The sequence below is a fragment of the Tenuibacillus multivorans genome (assembly GCF_900103915.1).
Taxonomy (GTDB): domain Bacteria; phylum Bacillota; class Bacilli; order Bacillales; family Alkalibacillaceae; genus Tenuibacillus; species Tenuibacillus multivorans.
The window spans coordinates 66,997-85,174 of the sequence record NZ_FNIG01000007.1 but is presented as its reverse complement, the minus strand read 5'-3'; the positions used below and the strand labels follow the sequence as shown (position 1 = coordinate 85,174).

The following is an 18,178-nucleotide window of genomic DNA, read 5'->3' as shown; positions in this document are numbered from 1 at the left end:
CCCCTCACTCGAATAGCGTATCTGCTAGATTCCGAACGACTTCTTTTTCACGGTCATCCTCTAATTTATCAATAATTGAACGTAGAATAGCTCGTTTAGGCGGTATCATGCTACTTAAATCGCAGGCATCGAGAAGTGCTCGAATACTCGCAGCGTCTTCTGAAACTTTTCCTTGTTGCGAGGCCTCAATTAAATCATTGGATAGCTGAACAAATTGACTCATCAATTGGTCATCTTTAAGTTCCGTGTTTTCTTGAATTAATGTTTTCAACTGCTCACCTTGTAGATACGGAACATCAATGATAATGAAGCGGTTTTTAAGTGCTTCGTTTAACCGTGTTGTACCGATATAACCTTCATTAATCGCCGCTATCACATTAAAACCTTCTTTGGCCTTGATGACTTCATTCGTCAGTGGGTTCGTAATCTGACGACGATAATCGAGTACACCGTTAATGATTGGAAGTGTCTCGGGCTTTGCCATATTAATTTCATCAATATATAGAAAATGGCCGTGTGTCATCGCTTGAACGAGAGGACCAGGCACAAAGTCGATGATTTGTTTTCCTTCTTGATAATCAATTGTTTTAAAACCGACGAAGCTCTCGGCATCTAAATCAACCGAGCAATTAACGCTAAACAATGGCTGATTAAAAAGGGATGACAATGTCTCAGCCAATTTTGTTTTACCCGATCCAGTCGGTCCTTTAAGTAGTACGTTTTTACCTTGCACTAAAGCTGCGATAATATCGGTCAAAATTTCCTTATTGCTCGGAATGTAGCCACCTTCACCGATGAGGTAGTCAAAATCAGTCGCTTCTGTATGTTTATGTTGTTCGATTATGTCCTTCAACTGTTGTGATAGGTCCATATTGGGCTCCTTTCGATCTGGTTCGGTCTTTATGTTTTATGTTCGACCGTTGGGGTGTGACTTCCGTCTTTAATTTAAGTTATCAATCTAAATTGTACTACATATTAGACTATGACATTAAATCTCAGACTTCAAAGATTAGCCTTGCATGGTATAATATAATCGTCTGAAAATTTAGGGAGAGGAGTGAGATTATGGGGAAGTCCAATAAGCCAGAAGATAAACGCTTTCGGATTGCGCATAACGAAGCGATTATCGGTGTTGTTTTAGCGATTATTAACTTTCTATGGTGGTATGGTTTTGCATATGAACTAGGAAATAAACCTCCCGATGAGTATACATATATTCTTGGATTTCCAGCATGGTTTTTTTGGAGCTGTATTGTTGGTTTTTTTGTCATGGTCGGACTCGTCATTTTCGTCGTAAAGTATTTATTAACGGATGTTCCTCTTGATGATGATGGAGGGGAGGAGCAACGATGAACTGGGATGTACTTATACCTTTACTATTATTTTTGATCATCATCTTTTTTATTGGGATTTGGTCGAACCGAAAATTAAATAAATCGAAATCATTTTTGAGTGATTACTTTTTAGGAAGTCGCGAACTCGGTGGGCTTGTGTTGGCGATGACGATGGTCGCGACCTATGGAAGTGCCTCTAGCTTTTTAGGTGGACCGGGTGCCGCTTATTCCATTGGATTAGGCTGGGTGCTTTTAGCTATGACACAGGTAGCAACAGGCTATTTCGTTTTACTTATCTTAGGTAAAAAATTTGCTATCGTTACACTCAAATATAAAGCGGTGACGTTAACTGATTATTTAAAAGGGCGTTATAATAGCTCAACAGTCGTGCTCTTAGCCGCATTTAGCATTATTATCTTTTTATTTTCAGCGATGGCGGCACAATGGATTGGTGGAGCATATTTAATTCAATCGATTACTGGACTGAGTTATAAGGGAGCTCTATTCATCTTTGCGGTTGCCGTATTAATCTACGTCATTATCGGTGGTTTCCGTGCCGTTTCAGTAACAGACACGCTGCAAGGGATCGTCATGTTATTTGGAACGTTACTGCTTTTAATCGGAGTTGTGATTGCGGGCGGAGGACTTGGTCAAATTTTTCAAGATTTAACTACTGAAAATCCAAACCTTGTCACACCGTATGGAAACGATGGGAGTCTGTCACCACTATATGTTTCGTCATTCTGGATCCTCGTTGGTGTTGGGGTGATCGGTTTGCCTCAGGTTGCTGTGCGTGCGATGTCTTATCGTGACTCACGTTCGATGCACCGGGCATTAATTATCGGAACCGTTGTTGTCGGTTTTATCATGCTTAACATGCATTTAATCGGTGTCTTTGCTCGACCGGTATTACCAGGGATAGAGGTTGCGGATCAGGTTATCCCACTCGTTGCCTTAGATGTTTTACCCGGATGGCTAGCAGGAATCGTACTGGCAGCCCCATTAGCGGCGATTATGTCGACGGTCGATTCTTTGTTGTTACTTGTTAGCTCGTCTGTCGTTAAAGATGTTTACGTTAACTATATTAAACCCGAAGCGACCCGGAAAAACATTAAATATGTCAGCTATGGTATGACAGCCGTCATTGGGATTATCGTCTTTTTAATGGCCATTGAACCACCAGAGTTTATTATTTTCTTAAACTTATTTGCCTTTGGTGGACTTGAAGCGGCATTTATTTGGCCAGTTGTACTCGGTTTATATTGGAAGTCCGGCAACAAATACGGTGCCATTGCTTCGATGGTTGTTGGGATCGGATCTTATATTGGGATTCACTTTTACAATGAAGCATATGGTGAATTATTGGGCGTGCATACGGTGACACTTCCTGTATTTTTATCCTTAATCGCTTTTGTTTTAGTCAGTCTGTTCACGCGTAACAAGGTAGACTTTTCAGTGGGTACAGGGGAAGCACGATGAAATATGGAAAAATATTATTAATCTTAATTGTCATCGTTATGGTCGGAAATTTATTATATGTCACGATGTCGAATACAACGTTCCAAGCATTAGCTTTTGATGATGAGAAACCTGAAGAAATAACTTCAATTACGGTAGGGGCAAGTGTTGTTGAAAGGAAGGAGATTACGGACGAACAAACGGTTGAAGATTTCGTATCATTTCTGTCGACACTTGAGTTAAGGAAATCCCATACTTTTGATGAATTTGTCAGTGATCAGTATGCCGATGAAGGAATTGATGTCACGTTATGGAAAGATAACAAACGTGCGCTCGAACTAAGCTTTGATAACCATGGATTAGTGAGAATCCTTAATTTTGAAAACGAGGAACAAGGTGAATACTACATTAAAACAGATCGATATTTTGAAAGTTTAAAATTATTTTTAGACATAAATAACACCCGCGATTAGCTCGCGGGTGTTTCCAATAGGTTTATTTCTGCATCACGTAATCAATTAAGCCATATTTTTTAGCTCTTTCAGCTGACATGAAGAAGTCACGGTCTGTATCGCGCTCAATCACTTCATATGGCTGACCTGTGCGTTCAGAAAGAATTTGGTTGATTTTCTCACGCATTTCAACTATTCGTTTAGCGTGGATTTGGATATCAGTTGCTTGACCTTGAGTACCACCTAATGGTTGGTGAATCATGACTTCACTGTTTGGTAAACCGTAACGTTTACCAGGTTCACCAGCTGCTAGTAGGAAAGCCCCCATTGATGCAGCCATACCTACACAGATCGTTGAAACGTCTGGCTTGATGAATTGCATCGTATCGTAGATGGCCATACCAGCTGTGATGGATCCACCAGGTGAGTTAATGTATAACGAAATATCTTTATCAGGATCTTCGGCTGCTAGGAATAACATTTGCGCGACAATGGAGTTTGACACATTGTCGTCAACTGGACCTCCAAGCATCACAATGCGGTCCTTCAGTAAGCGGGAATAAATATCGTAAGCACGTTCACCGCGGTTTGTCTGTTCAATAACTGTAGGAATTAAATTCATTCTAACTTCCTCCTTTACAAGTTCAAATTGTTTCTTCACTTAATATCTTACTCCTTTGGTCAAAAAAGGTCAAACGAAATAACTGACATTCTTATGTACCGACTAAAATCAACTTACCCAAACCATGCACACTTTAAACGTAACACATTGTATTAGGAAGTCGAGAAAAGTATGCTTGAATTATATCGAATCTAGACGTATAATTACAAATGCGTTTTGTTGATGAGACATGCCCTCGTGGTGTAACGGATAACACATGAGATTCCGGTTCTCACGATGGGGGTTCGATTCCCTCCGAGGGCGTTCTTTAGTTACTTTTAGTCATGGAAGAAAATATATTATAAGCTCAAAAACGTTGATATATCAGCGTTTGAGTTACTTTCGATTTTCAATTGTTTTTAGTAAGAATTCGATTTAATAAGTTATAAAATGAAATTTTTAAACACATTTTAAACACATTAACCAACCATTTGATCTATAGTTTTGGTAGCTTTTTGTTCATCTTCTGCCCTTAATTCTTTAATAACGTGTGCATAATAAATATGGGTAGTTTGTGTATCTTTATGACCTAGTCTTTCAGATACATAATAAATCGAACATCTTAAATAAAGTAATACACTTGCATGTGTGTGTCTTAGTCCATGCATAGTTATTGTTTGTTCAATGTTTAAGACTTTTAGTAAGTTTCTTAGTACTTTGTTCAAACTTGCACTCGTGTAGACTTTATATTTTGATTGCGGACTATAGAATACAAGCTGATGAATGTTATCGGGTACCTTTTCAAATAATTGCTCAAATACCCTCATTGTTTTGTTATTTACTTTAATTACGCGTGTTTCGTGGTTTTTAGTGTCTTTAAATTTGTTTCCGCCTTTATAATCCCAAGTCTTATTGATCTTAATAGTATTATTTTTAAAGTTAATATCTCTTCTCGTTAATCCGACAAGCTCACTGTATCGCATACCAGTAGTTAAAGCTAATAAGATGATATAGTAAGTCATACCTTGATCTAAGCGTTTATAGACTTCTTTTAATAATAATTTGTATTCAAAATAATTGAGATGTTTTTCTTCTGGTCTTTTAGAATCTTTTCCTTTTAGTTTGGCATCTCGTGTAAAATCTTTAAAAATAATCCCTTCATCAATGGCTTCTCTTACACATGCTCGAATATGAATATTTAGTTTTCTAGTCGATTCTTTAGCGTGTGTTTTACCGTAATCGTTTAAAAATTCTTGATAGTCGCTTTTTTTAATATCTTGGATAGGTATATGTCCAAAATAACTATAAACAGTATTAAGCGTGTTTTTATAACGTTTTAATGTATTTTCATCAATATCAATCTTATAAACATTTATAAACTGTTCTAGGTATTCAGAAAAGCTTACAGGCTTTAGATTAGGTATAACTCCTTTTCTCATATTAGCTTCAACTTCAGCAGCTGCTACTTGTGCTTCCTTTTTAGTTTTAAAACCTCCTTTTCTAATCGGTTTATACTTCCCACCGACCATGCGACTAATCGAATATTGCCATGTCTTTCCTCGCTTTAAAAAACTCGCCATGTATTATCCCTCCCTTCTCATAAACTATTAAATCACAGTTTTATTCTTTTTGATAATAGCATTTCTTAGAATTCTTGATACTCGTTCCTTAGCAATATGATGTGGTACATTAAAATCTATTGCTAGATTCTCTGAAATTTTTTCATCTTTGAATTTATAGTTGTGCAGCATATGAAATGGAATAGAAGCGTATAACGTGAAGTGTCTTGCGTCCCATTCCTGTAACTCTCTAAATGCTTTAGGCATCATCATTTGATTACCATAATGGCGTAGGATATGACACAATTCATGATAGAAGTGTTCTCTCTTTTCATAGTCGTTTAGATTCTCATTAACGTTAATTAATTTAAAATTGTCTTGTTCAACTGAATAAGAAGCTCTAGGTTCTTCTATGTACATAATTCCTATACGTTCAGCGATTTCTTTTGGTTGTAGATCCTCAGGAATTAATAGTCCATTCAATCTATAAAAGCGACTTACCCATGATTCTAAGCTAGTTGGCTTGTATGTTTTAGTAGTCATATAGTATCACCTCTAGGAATATTATACGAACAAATGTTCTTTTGTTCAACAAAAAAAATAAGCCCTATTTTGGGCTTAAACTCTAAACAACTTATTATCACTAGAAAGTCTAAGGATTATGTCATTTTCATCTATAAAAGAGTAACCTTCAATTTTTTCATTCAGAATACCAAAAATAAATTGTGTTCCATTTTGATTAATTGTTTCTACTACCTTATCAAAATTAAATTCATCTATAGTTTCTAACTCGTCATGAACAATAAATCTTGGGTAGTCTAGATCTAGTTTATTTAAAAATGAAACATAAGCAATATCTAAAAGCAGTGTGATTGTTTTTTTGTACCCTGAACCGAAACCATCATCAAAATTAGATATCCCTACAGGAAAACCACTATTATTAGGATAAATATAAAGTCTTTGTCCTAAGGCTAATTCTGTATATTTTGAAAAGAAGTTGTTAAAAGTAGTAATGTTATCTGTCTTAGTTTGATTGTTTTCCAATTCAAGCAACTCTTTTTCTTTTTTTGTTAATTGTTCTATTTTTTCATTATAAATATTAATTACTTTGTATAATTCACCTAATAACTGGTTTTCTGCTAGTAGTGAATTATATTTTTTTTCGTACTCACTAAAGTTTTCCTCATTAATCAGAGTTATTGCATCCTTGTTTTGATTAATTATTAATTCTCTTCGGTACTCCATTTCATCTATATCTTTTTGTATATCAGAGAGTCTATTTTGATAATATTCAATTTTATTCCTCTTTATTTTTTTATTAAAATCAATCAACTCTTCAAATTCTTTAGAGATGTTGTCAATTTTTTTTGTAACTTCATTATAGAAGTTGTAAAGTATATCTTCGTTAATTTCAAGGTTGTTGTCACTTTCTTTATCAAGGATTCTCTCTGTTTTAGTTTTTCTAAAATAAGCATCATTTAACGAATCACTTATAATATTCAATTCATGTTTGATTTTAGTAACTTCTTCCAATGAATGTTTAAACTTTTCTTTGTCTATTAAAACATCAATGCTTGACTGCAATTCTTGTGCTCTTTTTTCTGCTATTTTAATTCTTTCTTTTAGATCTTCTATATTATTAAATTGATGTAAATCAAATAGTTTATTAATAGAATTAGTTAGTTGATTAATATCTTCATTAAGTTCTAATCTATATGTACTATTTTCTATATCGTCTAACTTAAATAAAAATTCATAAATATTACGATATTGATCATTATTTGTATTGGAGTGAAGATATTTTAGAGTTGCATTATTTGAATTATCGTTTTGCTTAATTCTAACGAATTTATTAATCAACTGCCTAAACGTCGGAGGACTTTCAATGTTAAACAAAATTTTATTTAATTCTTCATAATAATCATCTCGACTAAATCCCTCACCGTTAATATATCTTCTGCCTTTATTAAAAAGTTCAACTTTTAAACTATAAGTTATATTATTTTTTTCAATGGTTAATTCTGAATAGACTTTGTTTTCATGTATATATTTTTTTAAATTTCTTGTTTCACTATTAGTATCATAATCTGTCCAAATATATTTTTTATCTCTAGCTCCTAGACAAATATCAATAAGCTTAAGGAATGTAGTTTTGCCTACATTATTTCCTCTATCATTATTTGATTCATCTACAATAATATTTAAACCATTTTTTAAATTTACATCTCTAATAACTCTATCTGAAGGTGAACTTTCAGCTATTTTTAAAGAATTAAGGTACATATGATAATACACCTTCCTTTATTTCAATCTTGTCTATTAAATATAAAAAATTAACGGATAGTTGCAGTTTAAAAGAAGGTTGCTTTGGCAATACATCATTAAGAAAATCATCCAAATTATTTATTTTAATAGTCTTCACTTCTCTAAAATGATCTAAGAGAACTGCTGATAGATATAAAATAGTATCGTTAGGATTCGTATCCTTGTCTATAAGCATAAAATCACCTACTTTTAACTAAATAATTGGGTCTAATATTTTGCACTTTGTGAATGCATAATACATTATTGCGTAAATGGCTTCAACTGCCTCTTCCTCAATCATATCATAAGAACGTACGTTCGTTGAAAGTTTTTCGTATAATGATTCAAATACTAAATGGCATAAATGATCCTTGTCATCCCATTGTTTAAACTTTTTAGTGTTTTTATAAATAGAATTAATATTTTTTATTAATAATTCTCTATTTGGAATATCTTCTAAAATAGTTTCAACATCCTCTATGTAGTGTGAACAACCGATAAAGAAATCCTTAAATAAGTCTAAATCATTAAAATCCATTTTATCTTCAATGTTTGAAGTAATTGATATATCATATTCATTTTCCGGAGATAGATCTTTTTTTGAAAACTCAATACAGAAGTCAAATAAATATGACCTATTTAATGATCTAGGTTGATTATGATAATGTTTTTCATATTTTCTGAAATCATTGTTGTTACCTGAGTTATTAAAGTTGTCATCACCCTGATTTTTGATACCCATGGTATCCTCCTTTTAAAATTTGTTATGGTCGCCCGAATTATTAAAATTATTATTACCCTTATTTTTAATTTTTCGATTTTCTTTTCTTATTGTTTTTGATAGATTTTTAACCCAAAATATTGCAACAATTGATAGGATAGAAGAAATAATACTTAAAACATATGACAAATTTTCCATAAAATTACCTCCAATAAAAAAAGGCATACTAACCTTAGTTATGCCTCGAATCATGTAGGTTTTTAATTTGTAGACGCTTTTTCAATTCTTTTATTTATATTATCGGAGAAAGTTATACTTGTTTAATTATTTTTTCTTTGCTTTTTCCATTTCATATATTCGATATGTTCTTTTATGTCCTCGATTTCTTCTTCAGAAAGTCCTTCAAGGTCAAAGAAATATAGATTATCTACTTTTTCTTCTCCGGTAAGTAAATAATCGGTTGAAACATTAAAAAAGTCAGCCAATACTTTTAATGTTTCAAAGTCTGGTTCTCTTTGCCCTTGTTCATAGTTAGATATTTTACCTCTTGAAAATCCAAGTTTTTCAGCTAACTGATATTGACTTAATTTCTTTTGTTTTCTTAATTTTATTAGCATATTTGCGAACATAATAACGCCACCTTTACCTATATTATAGAAACATTGAGTTTCTATTTCTATAAAAGAAACAAAAAGTTTCTGAAAAACTCTTGACTAGACACACATAGTTTCTTTATAATTGCACGTATAGAAACAAAACGTTTCTGAAAGGAGTTCAAATAAAATGAGAAAAAAATTAATAATCTCAAGACAAAACATGAGATTGAAAAGACCTGAAGTAGCTCAAATTTTAGGGATTACTCCTCAATTTTTAGGTGCAATTGAAAGAGGAGAAAGAAATCCATCTCTTAATTTAGCGAAAAATATTGCTGATTTTTATAACTCTTCGATAGATGAACTTTTTTTTTGACTCAAACAGAAACAAATTGTGTCCGCATGTTGACAAATCACTTTTAAAATACTTTTTATCCGATAATTGTAAACTATTTTTTGCCAAAAATATGTCGAATTTTAAGGAAGGGTGTTGGTATTTATGCAACAACTGAATGTTAATTTAAACATTCCCATTCCATCTGATCGTGTACTTATTTCAAAGGTGGAACTGGAAGAGCTACGTAAAAATGAATTAGCAGGTGTTTACTGGAACATGAAGGATTTAGAACAGCGGATTAATCGTAAGCATGAGTGGATAAAAGAAAACATTTTATACCCAGAACGTTTTAGAAAAATACTTGATGTTGAGAATGGAGGTTTTGTTTATTACCCGAAAGATTCAGTCATTGTTTATGTCGGTTGTTTTGATTGGTAGTTTGCTTTTATTTAGGTTAGCTATACGAACATATTACGCAATAAAGGCAGGTGTTAAATGGTGGTAGATGCTTTTTTCTATATGTATGTTGTAGGGCTAGGGACAGCTCTAGGAGTAGGAACAGTTGTTTTAATAGGTTGGAAGGTCTATCAACGCCAGAATAAGAAATCCAAAAGAGGTAGAAAGGCGGTTGTCTAATGTTTAAGAAAAAAGATGATAAATTCTTTGATGAAACAGATGATATTTTAGTTATTTTTGATGACGATCAAAAAACAAGTGATATTCAACGTATTACAGAAATCACTGAAGATGCAGTCATTGTAAATGGACGTTATAAAGTGCCATACCAAGATTGTGAACTAACCACAGGGAATGAAGGAAGAATTTTTTTCTATCGTGCGCCTAGTCAGTCTGTAAAAGAAACCAAACGTTTAGCTGATCTTGAACGTAATACAGTGATTCGTGAAATTGCGAATTATCGTTATCAAGAAGAATCAGGGATTGATATTAGTAAGATTGCTATGATCGGTATAACTATGTTTGCAGTCTTAATGCTAGGACTATCAAGTTGTCAGGGGTGATTGAATGAGCCAAGTAGAAAACGCTGATAAGCTACAACAGGTGATAAGTGATAACTTGTTTCCAGAAGTACAACACGTTAGTGATGTTAAACAAGTTTTAGAAAGCATGGAAAAGAAAGCACAAGACCTAAGACCTGAACAGATAAGAGCTATTTTATTTTTACGTGAAATGGGCAATAACGAATATTTGCATGGTGAAGGGAATCCATATGAAAAGCTAATTGAGTTCATTATGGATGGTAAAAAGCTTGTTGCGAATCCGGGTTATTATATTGAAACGATTGAAGCTTTAATACCAAAACCACCGAAGCCTATTGTGATGGCTGAAAAGCAAGGGGGTAAGAAGTAATGGCTTACCATATCTTTATTGAAGGTGGATTAGGGGCAGGTAAAACTTTAATGATGAGTACGTTGGCTCACCATTGGCGGTATAAGGTAAGACAAGCTGGTGGTGATATTGCCCTTTTTAGCAACTATGATTTAAAGGATTCGAGTAACATGCTGAATTATCAAGATTGGTATGACGTAGCAAAGGCGCAAGGGTCAATTTGTTGCTGGGATGAAGCACAAATGGCTTTTGATAGTAGACAAGCCTTAAAATCGAAGTCTGTTTACGCAACGCAACTGCTCATGTACGTACGTAAAATGAAATCTATTCAAATTTACTGTAGTCCATCTATAAATAATATTGATTCACGAATTAGGCAGGTTGTCGAGGTTTTAGTCAGTGTGAGTAAACGAGGGAATAGAGGTATCGTGCTAAACTTCTTTGACTATCAATCTAAGCAATTTGGGGCTAATGGGAAGTTTTTACACTCGCAAATTATTCCCCGGTGGAAGCTAGAACAGATTTATAAGCAGAACTTATACGATACTCACAATATGGTGCAGGGCTTTCCGTTACCTAACACACAAAGACAAGCTGATGACTTCTTTGAAAAGCTAGAAGATATTCATAACGCTGCAAGAGGGAAGGTGAAATTGTCGTGATTAGTATTTTGCCTAAAGATTATCGTGAAAAAGATCCAAGACAGTTGCTTTATCATTTTCCGAACATGCCTATAGTTAAATACGCAAAGATGATGCAACGATACAGCTTTAATCACGCTTTAGCCGTTGCGGAAGATGTAGCGCATAAAAATGGATATATACTAATTCCATATGACTGTATGCACTGGCAAAGAAAACAAAGGTTTGTAGATCGCAGGGTGAAAATCGGGCGAAAATCATTTTTTATGATGAAAGATCACGAACTAACCAGATCTGAACGAAGTAAATTAGAGGATTATCTAAGAGAATTGGAAGTGGGTTAATGGTTTTGTTGACAAGTGAAGAGGTAGGTAGGCTTTTAGATGATATGGAGCATATTAAGCTAAGAATACTGGTTAGCTTAAAACGTTATTTTAAAGAAGGTCGGATTGAGCATTATTTTAAATTGTTTGAGGTTGCTTATAAAGACCTGGTTAAACAGTTGAAACGAGATAAAATAAATCCAACAGTTGACTTAACTGTTTACCAGCAGAGATTATTGACGTTCTTCTTGATTAACTATTTGAATCGAATCAGTGAACAGAAAATGGTTTATTTGTTTTTAGAAACAATGGAATATATAGAGCCTTATTATGTTAGGAGGTTTACAGTCTATGACAATAGCAAAGAAGGATAAGATTAGAATCACGTTAAATCAACATGAATTATCTATGCTGCTTTTAGTGGCTCAATTTATGAAAGGGGCAACTAAACAGGCATTAATTAATACAGAGGGCAAGGAAAAAGGAAAACAGCTTTATAGTGATTTTAAAAGTGCTATTAAAAACTTGAAGTCAGTTGCTAAAAGTTTAGATTCGGAAGATGGAGAAACAGAAATCAATCTAACCAATCAAGAAGGCTTTATGTTGCAGCAGTTTTTATTAGGATATTTAAAACAAGTTGCGAGAGAGCAACCAAGCGGTGAAGATGATCTAATTAATACAGCCATTTTGGAAGGTATACACGACAAATTAATAAAAGGGGTGACGGTATATGTATAAACGATTTATTATCGTTTTATTAATCGGGTTATTCTTATTAATTATAATTCCTATTCATTCAGCAGCCTACAATAACTATGAAAATGGTATGTTAGACGATGACAGCTTAATTAAAGAAAATAACTTAGATCCTGCTGTTTATGATAACGATTTAGATACAAGTTTTACTTTAAATGAAGATGATTCGCATTATGTAGAGTTTAACGAACCTGTTAATATTACAGCTATTTATTTAAATAGTGAATCTGACTCTAGTTACTCTCATGGGTATGTAACATTTATATATAACGACGGGACTTCAGAAGAGTTGGATAATCGTATGCCAGACGAAAACGGAATTATTATTTTAGAAACGACTAAAGAAGATGTAGTTAAAATTACGATACAAAACCCTAGACTGTATAAAAGCTATTTATACGAAGTTGACTTTTACGATGAATCCGACTATACACCAGTCCCGCCACCCGAATTAGAAGAAGTAACAAACCTACAAATTGAAGAAAATCTAAATAATATAAATCTAACTTATGATGTGCCTACTTACAACGGTTATAATAAAACAAATATTTATATTGATGGCGAATTAAATGGATCTGATACAACAGGATCTTATACAGTCGAAGGGTTAGAACCAAACACAATTTATGATATTAAGGTTACAACGGTAAACACAGACGGGAACGAATCAATAGGATTAATCGAAACTTTTACAACGTTAGAAGAACCGTTAGACAGCGACGGGGACGGAATACCCGATCATGAGGACGAATACCCGAATGACTTTGACAACGACGGTATTCCAGACAGTGAGGACAGCGACAGGGACGGAGACGGAATACCAAACAATGAGGATGACTACCCAGACGATCCAGAAAATACTCCGATAGATTCAGACGGGGACGGAATACCCGATCATGAGGATCCTTTACCAGATGATCCAGAGAACGAAATTCCAGAGGTTAAAAACTTATCAATAGACGTAAAAGCCGAAGAAGGTAGAGCCGATTTAACATGGGGAAAACCCGATCAACATTTTGGAAAAGCGATTATATACCGTCGAACATTAGAGGGAACTGATACAACCGCCTATAATGGTTTGTTTTCGCCTTTAGTCGTACAAGCTGCCGAGACTTATACGCCATTATTTGAAACAAACGGGACGACCTTTAGCGATTTAACGATACAAGATAATCAAGATTACGAATATAAGGTAACGAATATGTATCAAGGCGTAGAGTCAGATGGGGTTACAGTTCAAGTGACGACACCTGTATTTAGTGCAGAACTACCCGACAACATGAACGCAACAGGGCTATTAAGTACCATATTTGAACTTATCGGATTATTTGCACCGATATTATTATTAGCATTAGCGGTAGTTTTCACACCTAAACTGATTGGATTAATAAGTAAGTCAACAAATTCAAACGAAGCTTTTCAAACATTTAGAAAAGGTAATAAAAGATATGCTCTGACAGAATGGGATAGATTCAAGTTAGATCGAGCACGTTATAAAAGATAAAACAAGGAAACACAATAGATATTATGTTTCCAACAGAAATAAGCTATAAGTATTGAAATAACAGCATTCTTTAGAAAATGCTGTTTCTTTTTCAGTTATTAGGAAACATAACGGAATATCTATATAAAATATTAGGAAACATATTGAGGTGAAAACATGGATCTAAAAATGGAATACAAACACGCTAAAAATATAGTTAATAATCATGGATGGGGTTATTTTTTGAACTGTTTTCAGCAAATATATCCTGATCGTCACTTTTATGGATGTTCTCAATCAAGGTATTTTGTTGGATCGGAATATATTTGTAAATTAAAGGGCAAAAATGGAGATTTAATAGTGGGGTGGTTTAAATGAACGAGGTTCAACCAATTAGAGATCAAGAACTAATTAATAAAATGAAGTCAATTCTTATGAAACGCTCCTACAGAGATTGGTTTATATTTACTATGGGAATTAATACTGGTTTAAGGATTAGTGATTTATTACAGCTGAAAGTGGATGATGTGAAGAATAAAACACATATAAGCATACATGAGCAAAAAACAGGCAAAATAAAGCGTTTTAGAATCAATAATGACCTTAGAGAGCATATTGATCGTTACGTTGAAAATATGAGTGATGAGAGCTATTTATTTAAGTCTAGGAGAGGTAATAAGCCGATAAAAAGGGTACAAGCCTATAAAATATTAAAAGTAGCTGCAAGAGAAGCTGGTATTGATGAAATAGGTACGCATACTTTAAGAAAGACATTTGGATATCATTTCTATCAAAGGACAAAAGATGTAGCATTACTACAGGATATATTTAATCATTCAGCGCCTTCCATTACATTAAGGTATATTGGAATTAATCAAGATATAATTGATCAGGCGGTAGAGGAATTTAGTTTATAATAATTACCAAAAAATGTAATAAAAGTTGTAAAATTCTTTATGAATTTGTATACTACTAAAAAGAAGGAATATTATTTCACTAAGAAGTAAAGGAGGTATATTTTTGGATATTTATGGTAAAGTGTTTAAAAAGTATGTGAATAATAAATTAGAAGTATTTTATAAACATTACAAACCAGATATTGAATTGTACCATGAACTTATTGAAAATTCCTTGAAACTTGGTGAAAGACAAATAATCATTAACTCTGAAATAATGCTTGAAATAATGTATAGAGCTGTAGAGCAAGATAATATAATAATGGGCATTAAAATGTCTGAAAATACTGACAACGAAATAACAAGTAGTATTTCTAATGTGATAAAAAATATAAAGACTAATAAATTGGAATTTATTAAATTAAAAGAATTATTGAATTGGTCAAACACTAATGACTCGATTGATATATCATCTGTAGATATATATTTTGGCGAAAAACTATATACAATTACCGTTGAAGGCATATTTTATTGTAACCATTCTGAATGTGACTTTAGTGATATTTTTAATTCATTAATAAAAGAAAGTATTGAAAAGAAAATCTTATGAATCAAAAACTAGAAAAGCTAAAAAAGGAAATAATAAATAAAGTCACAGAAATGGTTACAGTTTTAACATCAGGTTTTTTAGTTATCAATTTTTCTTTATTTACTTTTTTTATCGAGGATAATAGTAGATTAGTTTGGACGTTGGATATTGCAGTTTTTAATTTAATAGTCAGTACAGCTTTTACTTTACTGTATATAATTTATTCTTTTTATAAAGCAGAAATTAATGTTTCTGTTAAAAATAAAGTTGAGGGTGTTAACAAACTAACCTTAGATCCTTTAGGATATGCAAAGATTTTTTGTGAGTTTAAATTGATTGGTAAATCTAAAAAATTTAATAATTGTTTTATAAGATTGAGTTTTCCAAGTTGGATTACTCCGCAAGTTGATCAAGAACCTTTCTTGAATTTTGATGAAGGGAAAAACCAGATATTAATAGATTTAGAAAAACTATTATCTAGACAAAACTTTAATAATACAGAAGGAAGTATACCGATAATGGTTATTTCGAATTCAAGTAGATATAACAAAGTTTTCTTAAAATTGGAGCATGAGCCTACTGTTTCTATATATAGAAAACTCCTTTATAAATATAAGACGACAGGCATGGAGATTGTTAATAAGGAGGGTGAGAGTTGACAAGGTACTCAAGATGGCAAGAGAATGAAGTTAATAATATGGATTCAATTATTGAAAACATTCTGAATTACGAGAGTTTTATAGAACCTTATATAGACCCTCTAACTAATGAAATATTGAATTTTAGCTTAAATAAAGTGTTTGAAGATGATCAAATAATAAATTTAAATAATAATGAATTCAGATTTAATGTAATTGAATATGATTATGAAAAGCCTAGAAATTATGACAAATACAATCATATGAGATCTTTAAGGATACTAAATGACACTGGTTATATTATAATATTTACTGATGGTTCTAGCACTCAATTTATTATTGATAAGTCAGCACACTCTACAACATTAACCTTTCTAAGAAAAATAAATAATTATACTGGAGTTAAAGAAATAGAGGAAAAACCAATTAAAGTATCAGAGGATTTCTTTGTATGGATAATAAGTAAAGTTCTAGAAGGAGTAAATGATACTGATTCTTTTACTGAAGATTCAGAAATAGTTGTTGATAGAATAGTCGGATTCAAAGGTTCAACAGAAGATAAATTAGCTGAAGTAAGAGGCTGGGGAAATAGAATAATGAATGTTCTTAGTACTTTGGCGTTTTTATTTGAAATAGAAAAAGTAACTCATATAAATCCAAGAATACAGTACAAAACTGAAGATAAATCGCATACTATAGAGGCTGGTTTACAGTTGAAAGGAAATGTAAAAGTTAATTTTGAAAAATATGTTGGAGATTATATGCAATTAATTGACATTGAAAAGGAATCTAAAGTAATTTTACTATTATATTTAGAAGTTTTGCCTAAGTTATTAACGAGCTATGAAAATGATATTGAAAATGGTTATTGGTCGAAAGATAAAAAAATAGATTTCTTTAATGAAATAGGAAATGATATTCAAAAGAAAATTAAAGAAAAAATTAATAGAATAAAGTAAATAAAACTACCTTATAATAAAGGTAGTTTTTTTTTGCAACATTTTACATTTAAAATGAAATATGTTGTTTTATTAAGGTTCACGAGCTGTACTTTATGTTCTCCGAGAGTATATAGAATGTCCAATAGTTTTAAGTCCAATATTTGAAAAGATTAATATTGTGGTAAACGTTCAACACATTTTCAACACATAGAGTTATTTAAATGCTGATACATCAACGATTTAGGCTTTATATTAGTTCCCTCCGAGGGCGTTAATTAACCACGTTATATCTGAGTTTGAAACATAAGCATATATTATTAATGGAAAGGAGTTGGATATTCATGAATATATTGACAAAGGAGCAAACCAACGCTATAGCTAGGGAATTGTCGATTGCTCTTGTGAAGTTCTCAAAAGATAATTTAAGTACAGAAGAAGCTGAACGAATAGCTGAAATTGTCTTAGAAGATATTGACTTAGATAATCCAACTCTTGCACATAAAGGAATCAACTGGTTAGCTAAAGATATTTTGAGACAAATTAGTCGATAATCATATAATAAATTTTAGCTCTGAACACCATTTAATCGACTTGAATATTAAGCTTTAAACGGCGTTCTAAATGAAAAACCACTCATATTGAGTGGTTTTTCATTTAGAAAGTTCCTAACATCAGCCCCTCGTCTTACGCACAAATAATGGTATATAATATTCTCTATTTATCATTAATAGGTAACTATGCAATATAGCGATTAAAATCGCTAACAAAAGTAAGGAATGATCAACAAATAGATGGAGTAGGAAAATGTTGGCGACTATAGGGGATAATACAGCAAGTACTAATGGAACAAATCGGTTAAATAATAGTAGGGCGCCACAAACAATCTCTAACGTTTTTTCGGCAATTAATAGATATTGAAAGTCGAAAAGTGCCATCGCTTCTGGGCTTGTCGCGATGAATGGATCTAAACCCAAAATAACAACGTATCCATTTATCCCAGCTACTAAAAATATGAAACCTAAAAGCAACCGCGGCAATGATTTTATAACATTCATTAACATTCACCTCACAATGGTCATTTTCTTATATTTATTTTAACACAGCGTTATTGTCGAAATTTGTCTATAGCGTATCCGTTTTAATCATGCACTTAATTGGTCAAACATTGATCTAGAATGCTATATTCAAAATAGGAAAGTAAACTT

Annotated in this window: 28 protein-coding genes and 1 tRNA gene; 19 read left to right on the top strand and 10 right to left on the bottom strand. The window is 32.6% G+C overall.

What is annotated here, in order from left to right; genetic code table 11:
- Positions 1–4 precede the first annotated feature (4 nt).
- Positions 5–871, bottom strand: a complete 867-nt coding sequence (locus BLP77_RS11450) for an ATP-binding protein (RefSeq protein WP_093857275.1) — start codon at positions 869–871, stop codon at positions 5–7.
- A 194-nt stretch (positions 872–1,065) separates the two neighbouring features.
- Between BLP77_RS11450 and BLP77_RS11445 the strand changes: the two genes are divergently transcribed.
- From BLP77_RS11445 to BLP77_RS11435, 3 genes are read left to right on the top strand one after another with little or no spacing between them, the layout of a single operon-like run.
- Positions 1,066–1,353 carry a YhdT family protein gene (locus BLP77_RS11445; protein WP_093857274.1) on the top strand — a complete coding sequence of 96 codons (288 nt, stop codon included), beginning with the start codon at positions 1,066–1,068 and terminating at the stop codon, positions 1,351–1,353.
- Positions 1,350–2,813 carry a sodium/pantothenate symporter gene (panF, locus tag BLP77_RS11440; protein WP_093857273.1) on the top strand — a complete coding sequence of 488 codons (1,464 nt, stop codon included), beginning with the start codon at positions 1,350–1,352 and terminating at the stop codon, positions 2,811–2,813. Before BLP77_RS11445 ends, panF begins: the two co-directional genes overlap by 4 nt.
- Positions 2,810–3,265, top strand: coding sequence for a hypothetical protein (locus BLP77_RS11435; protein ID WP_093857272.1), 456 nt, complete (start codon positions 2,810–2,812; stop codon positions 3,263–3,265). Before panF ends, BLP77_RS11435 begins: the two co-directional genes overlap by 4 nt.
- Positions 3,266–3,287: 22 nt before the next feature.
- Here BLP77_RS11435 and clpP read toward each other — a convergent pair whose 3' ends face one another.
- Entirely contained in the window at positions 3,288–3,866 is a 579-nt protein-coding gene (gene clpP / locus BLP77_RS11430; protein ID WP_093857271.1) for an ATP-dependent Clp endopeptidase proteolytic subunit ClpP, read from the bottom strand.
- Between the two features lie 231 nt (positions 3,867–4,097).
- Here clpP and BLP77_RS11425 point away from each other — a divergent pair.
- Positions 4,098–4,169 (top strand) — tRNA-Arg (locus tag BLP77_RS11425).
- 155 nt (positions 4,170–4,324) lie between these two features.
- On the opposite strand, the gene BLP77_RS11420 is transcribed toward BLP77_RS11425, so the two are convergent.
- The 7 genes from BLP77_RS11420 to BLP77_RS11395 form a co-directional block, all read right to left on the bottom strand.
- A complete protein-coding gene (locus tag BLP77_RS11420; protein ID WP_093857270.1) occupies positions 4,325–5,425 on the bottom strand; it encodes a tyrosine-type recombinase/integrase in 1,101 nt (366 codons plus the stop codon).
- Positions 5,426–5,452: 27 nt separating this feature from the next.
- On the bottom strand, positions 5,453–5,947 hold the full coding sequence (locus BLP77_RS11415; RefSeq protein ID WP_093857269.1) for an ImmA/IrrE family metallo-endopeptidase: 495 nt from the start codon (positions 5,945–5,947) through the stop codon (positions 5,453–5,455).
- A 75-nt stretch (positions 5,948–6,022) separates the two neighbouring features.
- Complete coding sequence (locus BLP77_RS11410; protein ID WP_093857268.1) at positions 6,023–7,687, bottom strand: hypothetical protein; 1,665 nt, start codon at positions 7,685–7,687, stop codon at positions 6,023–6,025.
- Positions 7,677–7,904 (bottom strand): hypothetical protein, encoded by a 228-nt coding sequence (locus tag BLP77_RS11405; RefSeq protein WP_093857267.1) that lies wholly within the window; start codon positions 7,902–7,904, stop codon positions 7,677–7,679. Before BLP77_RS11405 ends, BLP77_RS11410 begins: the two co-directional genes overlap by 11 nt.
- Before the next feature lie 18 nt (positions 7,905–7,922).
- Positions 7,923–8,450 (bottom strand): ABC-three component system protein, encoded by a 528-nt coding sequence (locus BLP77_RS11400; protein WP_093857266.1) that lies wholly within the window; start codon positions 8,448–8,450, stop codon positions 7,923–7,925.
- A gap of 12 nt (positions 8,451–8,462) precedes the next feature.
- Positions 8,463–8,627, bottom strand: coding sequence for a hypothetical protein (locus BLP77_RS15870; protein ID WP_176753055.1), 165 nt, complete (start codon positions 8,625–8,627; stop codon positions 8,463–8,465).
- Between the two features lie 122 nt (positions 8,628–8,749).
- Positions 8,750–9,058: a helix-turn-helix domain-containing protein gene (locus tag BLP77_RS11395; protein ID WP_093857265.1), complete on the bottom strand. Its 309-nt coding sequence runs from the start codon at positions 9,056–9,058 to the stop codon at positions 8,750–8,752.
- A gap of 154 nt (positions 9,059–9,212) precedes the next feature.
- Here BLP77_RS11395 and BLP77_RS11390 point away from each other — a divergent pair, with 154 nt between their 5' ends.
- From BLP77_RS11390 to BLP77_RS11320, 15 genes are all read left to right on the top strand, one after another.
- Positions 9,213–9,398: a helix-turn-helix transcriptional regulator gene (locus BLP77_RS11390; RefSeq protein WP_093857264.1), complete on the top strand. Its 186-nt coding sequence runs from the start codon at positions 9,213–9,215 to the stop codon at positions 9,396–9,398.
- Positions 9,399–9,521: 123 nt separating this feature from the next.
- Positions 9,522–9,797, top strand: coding sequence for a DUF771 domain-containing protein (locus tag BLP77_RS11385; RefSeq protein ID WP_093857263.1), 276 nt, complete (start codon positions 9,522–9,524; stop codon positions 9,795–9,797).
- 60 nt (positions 9,798–9,857) lie between these two features.
- Entirely contained in the window at positions 9,858–9,995 is a 138-nt protein-coding gene (locus tag BLP77_RS15865; protein WP_176753051.1) for a hypothetical protein, read from the top strand.
- The gene (locus tag BLP77_RS11380; protein WP_093857262.1) at positions 9,995–10,378 is read left to right on the top strand and encodes a hypothetical protein; all 384 of its coding nucleotides are present in this window, start codon (positions 9,995–9,997) and stop codon (positions 10,376–10,378) included. Before BLP77_RS15865 ends, BLP77_RS11380 begins: the two co-directional genes overlap by 1 nt.
- A gap of 4 nt (positions 10,379–10,382) precedes the next feature.
- Positions 10,383–10,727 carry a hypothetical protein gene (locus tag BLP77_RS11375; protein ID WP_093857261.1) on the top strand — a complete coding sequence of 115 codons (345 nt, stop codon included), beginning with the start codon at positions 10,383–10,385 and terminating at the stop codon, positions 10,725–10,727.
- Positions 10,727–11,368, top strand: coding sequence for a zonular occludens toxin domain-containing protein (locus BLP77_RS11370; protein ID WP_093857260.1), 642 nt, complete (start codon positions 10,727–10,729; stop codon positions 11,366–11,368). The genes BLP77_RS11375 and BLP77_RS11370 overlap by 1 nt, the downstream gene beginning before the upstream one ends.
- A complete protein-coding gene (locus BLP77_RS11365) occupies positions 11,365–11,691 on the top strand; it encodes a hypothetical protein (protein WP_093857259.1) in 327 nt (108 codons plus the stop codon). The genes BLP77_RS11370 and BLP77_RS11365 overlap by 4 nt, the downstream gene beginning before the upstream one ends.
- Entirely contained in the window at positions 11,691–12,044 is a 354-nt protein-coding gene (locus BLP77_RS11360) for a hypothetical protein (RefSeq protein WP_093857258.1), read from the top strand. The genes BLP77_RS11365 and BLP77_RS11360 overlap by 1 nt, the downstream gene beginning before the upstream one ends.
- A complete protein-coding gene (locus BLP77_RS11355) occupies positions 12,022–12,408 on the top strand; it encodes a hypothetical protein (RefSeq protein ID WP_093857257.1) in 387 nt (128 codons plus the stop codon). Before BLP77_RS11360 ends, BLP77_RS11355 begins: the two co-directional genes overlap by 23 nt.
- Complete coding sequence (locus tag BLP77_RS11350; RefSeq protein ID WP_093857256.1) at positions 12,401–13,930, top strand: fibronectin type III domain-containing protein; 1,530 nt, start codon at positions 12,401–12,403, stop codon at positions 13,928–13,930. The genes BLP77_RS11355 and BLP77_RS11350 overlap by 8 nt, the downstream gene beginning before the upstream one ends.
- A gap of 353 nt (positions 13,931–14,283) precedes the next feature.
- The gene (locus BLP77_RS11340) at positions 14,284–14,826 is read left to right on the top strand and encodes a site-specific integrase (RefSeq protein ID WP_093857254.1); all 543 of its coding nucleotides are present in this window, start codon (positions 14,284–14,286) and stop codon (positions 14,824–14,826) included.
- Between the two features lie 103 nt (positions 14,827–14,929).
- Positions 14,930–15,415 (top strand): hypothetical protein, encoded by a 486-nt coding sequence (locus BLP77_RS11335; RefSeq protein WP_093857253.1) that lies wholly within the window; start codon positions 14,930–14,932, stop codon positions 15,413–15,415.
- Entirely contained in the window at positions 15,412–16,053 is a 642-nt protein-coding gene (locus tag BLP77_RS11330) for a hypothetical protein (protein WP_093857252.1), read from the top strand. The genes BLP77_RS11335 and BLP77_RS11330 overlap by 4 nt, the downstream gene beginning before the upstream one ends.
- Complete coding sequence (locus BLP77_RS11325) at positions 16,050–16,991, top strand: hypothetical protein (protein WP_093857251.1); 942 nt, start codon at positions 16,050–16,052, stop codon at positions 16,989–16,991. The genes BLP77_RS11330 and BLP77_RS11325 overlap by 4 nt, the downstream gene beginning before the upstream one ends.
- A 323-nt stretch (positions 16,992–17,314) precedes the next feature.
- Positions 17,315–17,524, top strand: a complete 210-nt coding sequence (locus BLP77_RS11320) for a hypothetical protein (RefSeq protein ID WP_093857250.1) — start codon at positions 17,315–17,317, stop codon at positions 17,522–17,524.
- Between the two features lie 120 nt (positions 17,525–17,644).
- On the opposite strand, the gene BLP77_RS11315 is transcribed toward BLP77_RS11320, so the two are convergent.
- The gene (locus BLP77_RS11315; RefSeq protein ID WP_093857249.1) at positions 17,645–18,028 is read right to left on the bottom strand and encodes a hypothetical protein; all 384 of its coding nucleotides are present in this window, start codon (positions 18,026–18,028) and stop codon (positions 17,645–17,647) included.
- Positions 18,029–18,178 lie beyond the last annotated feature (150 nt).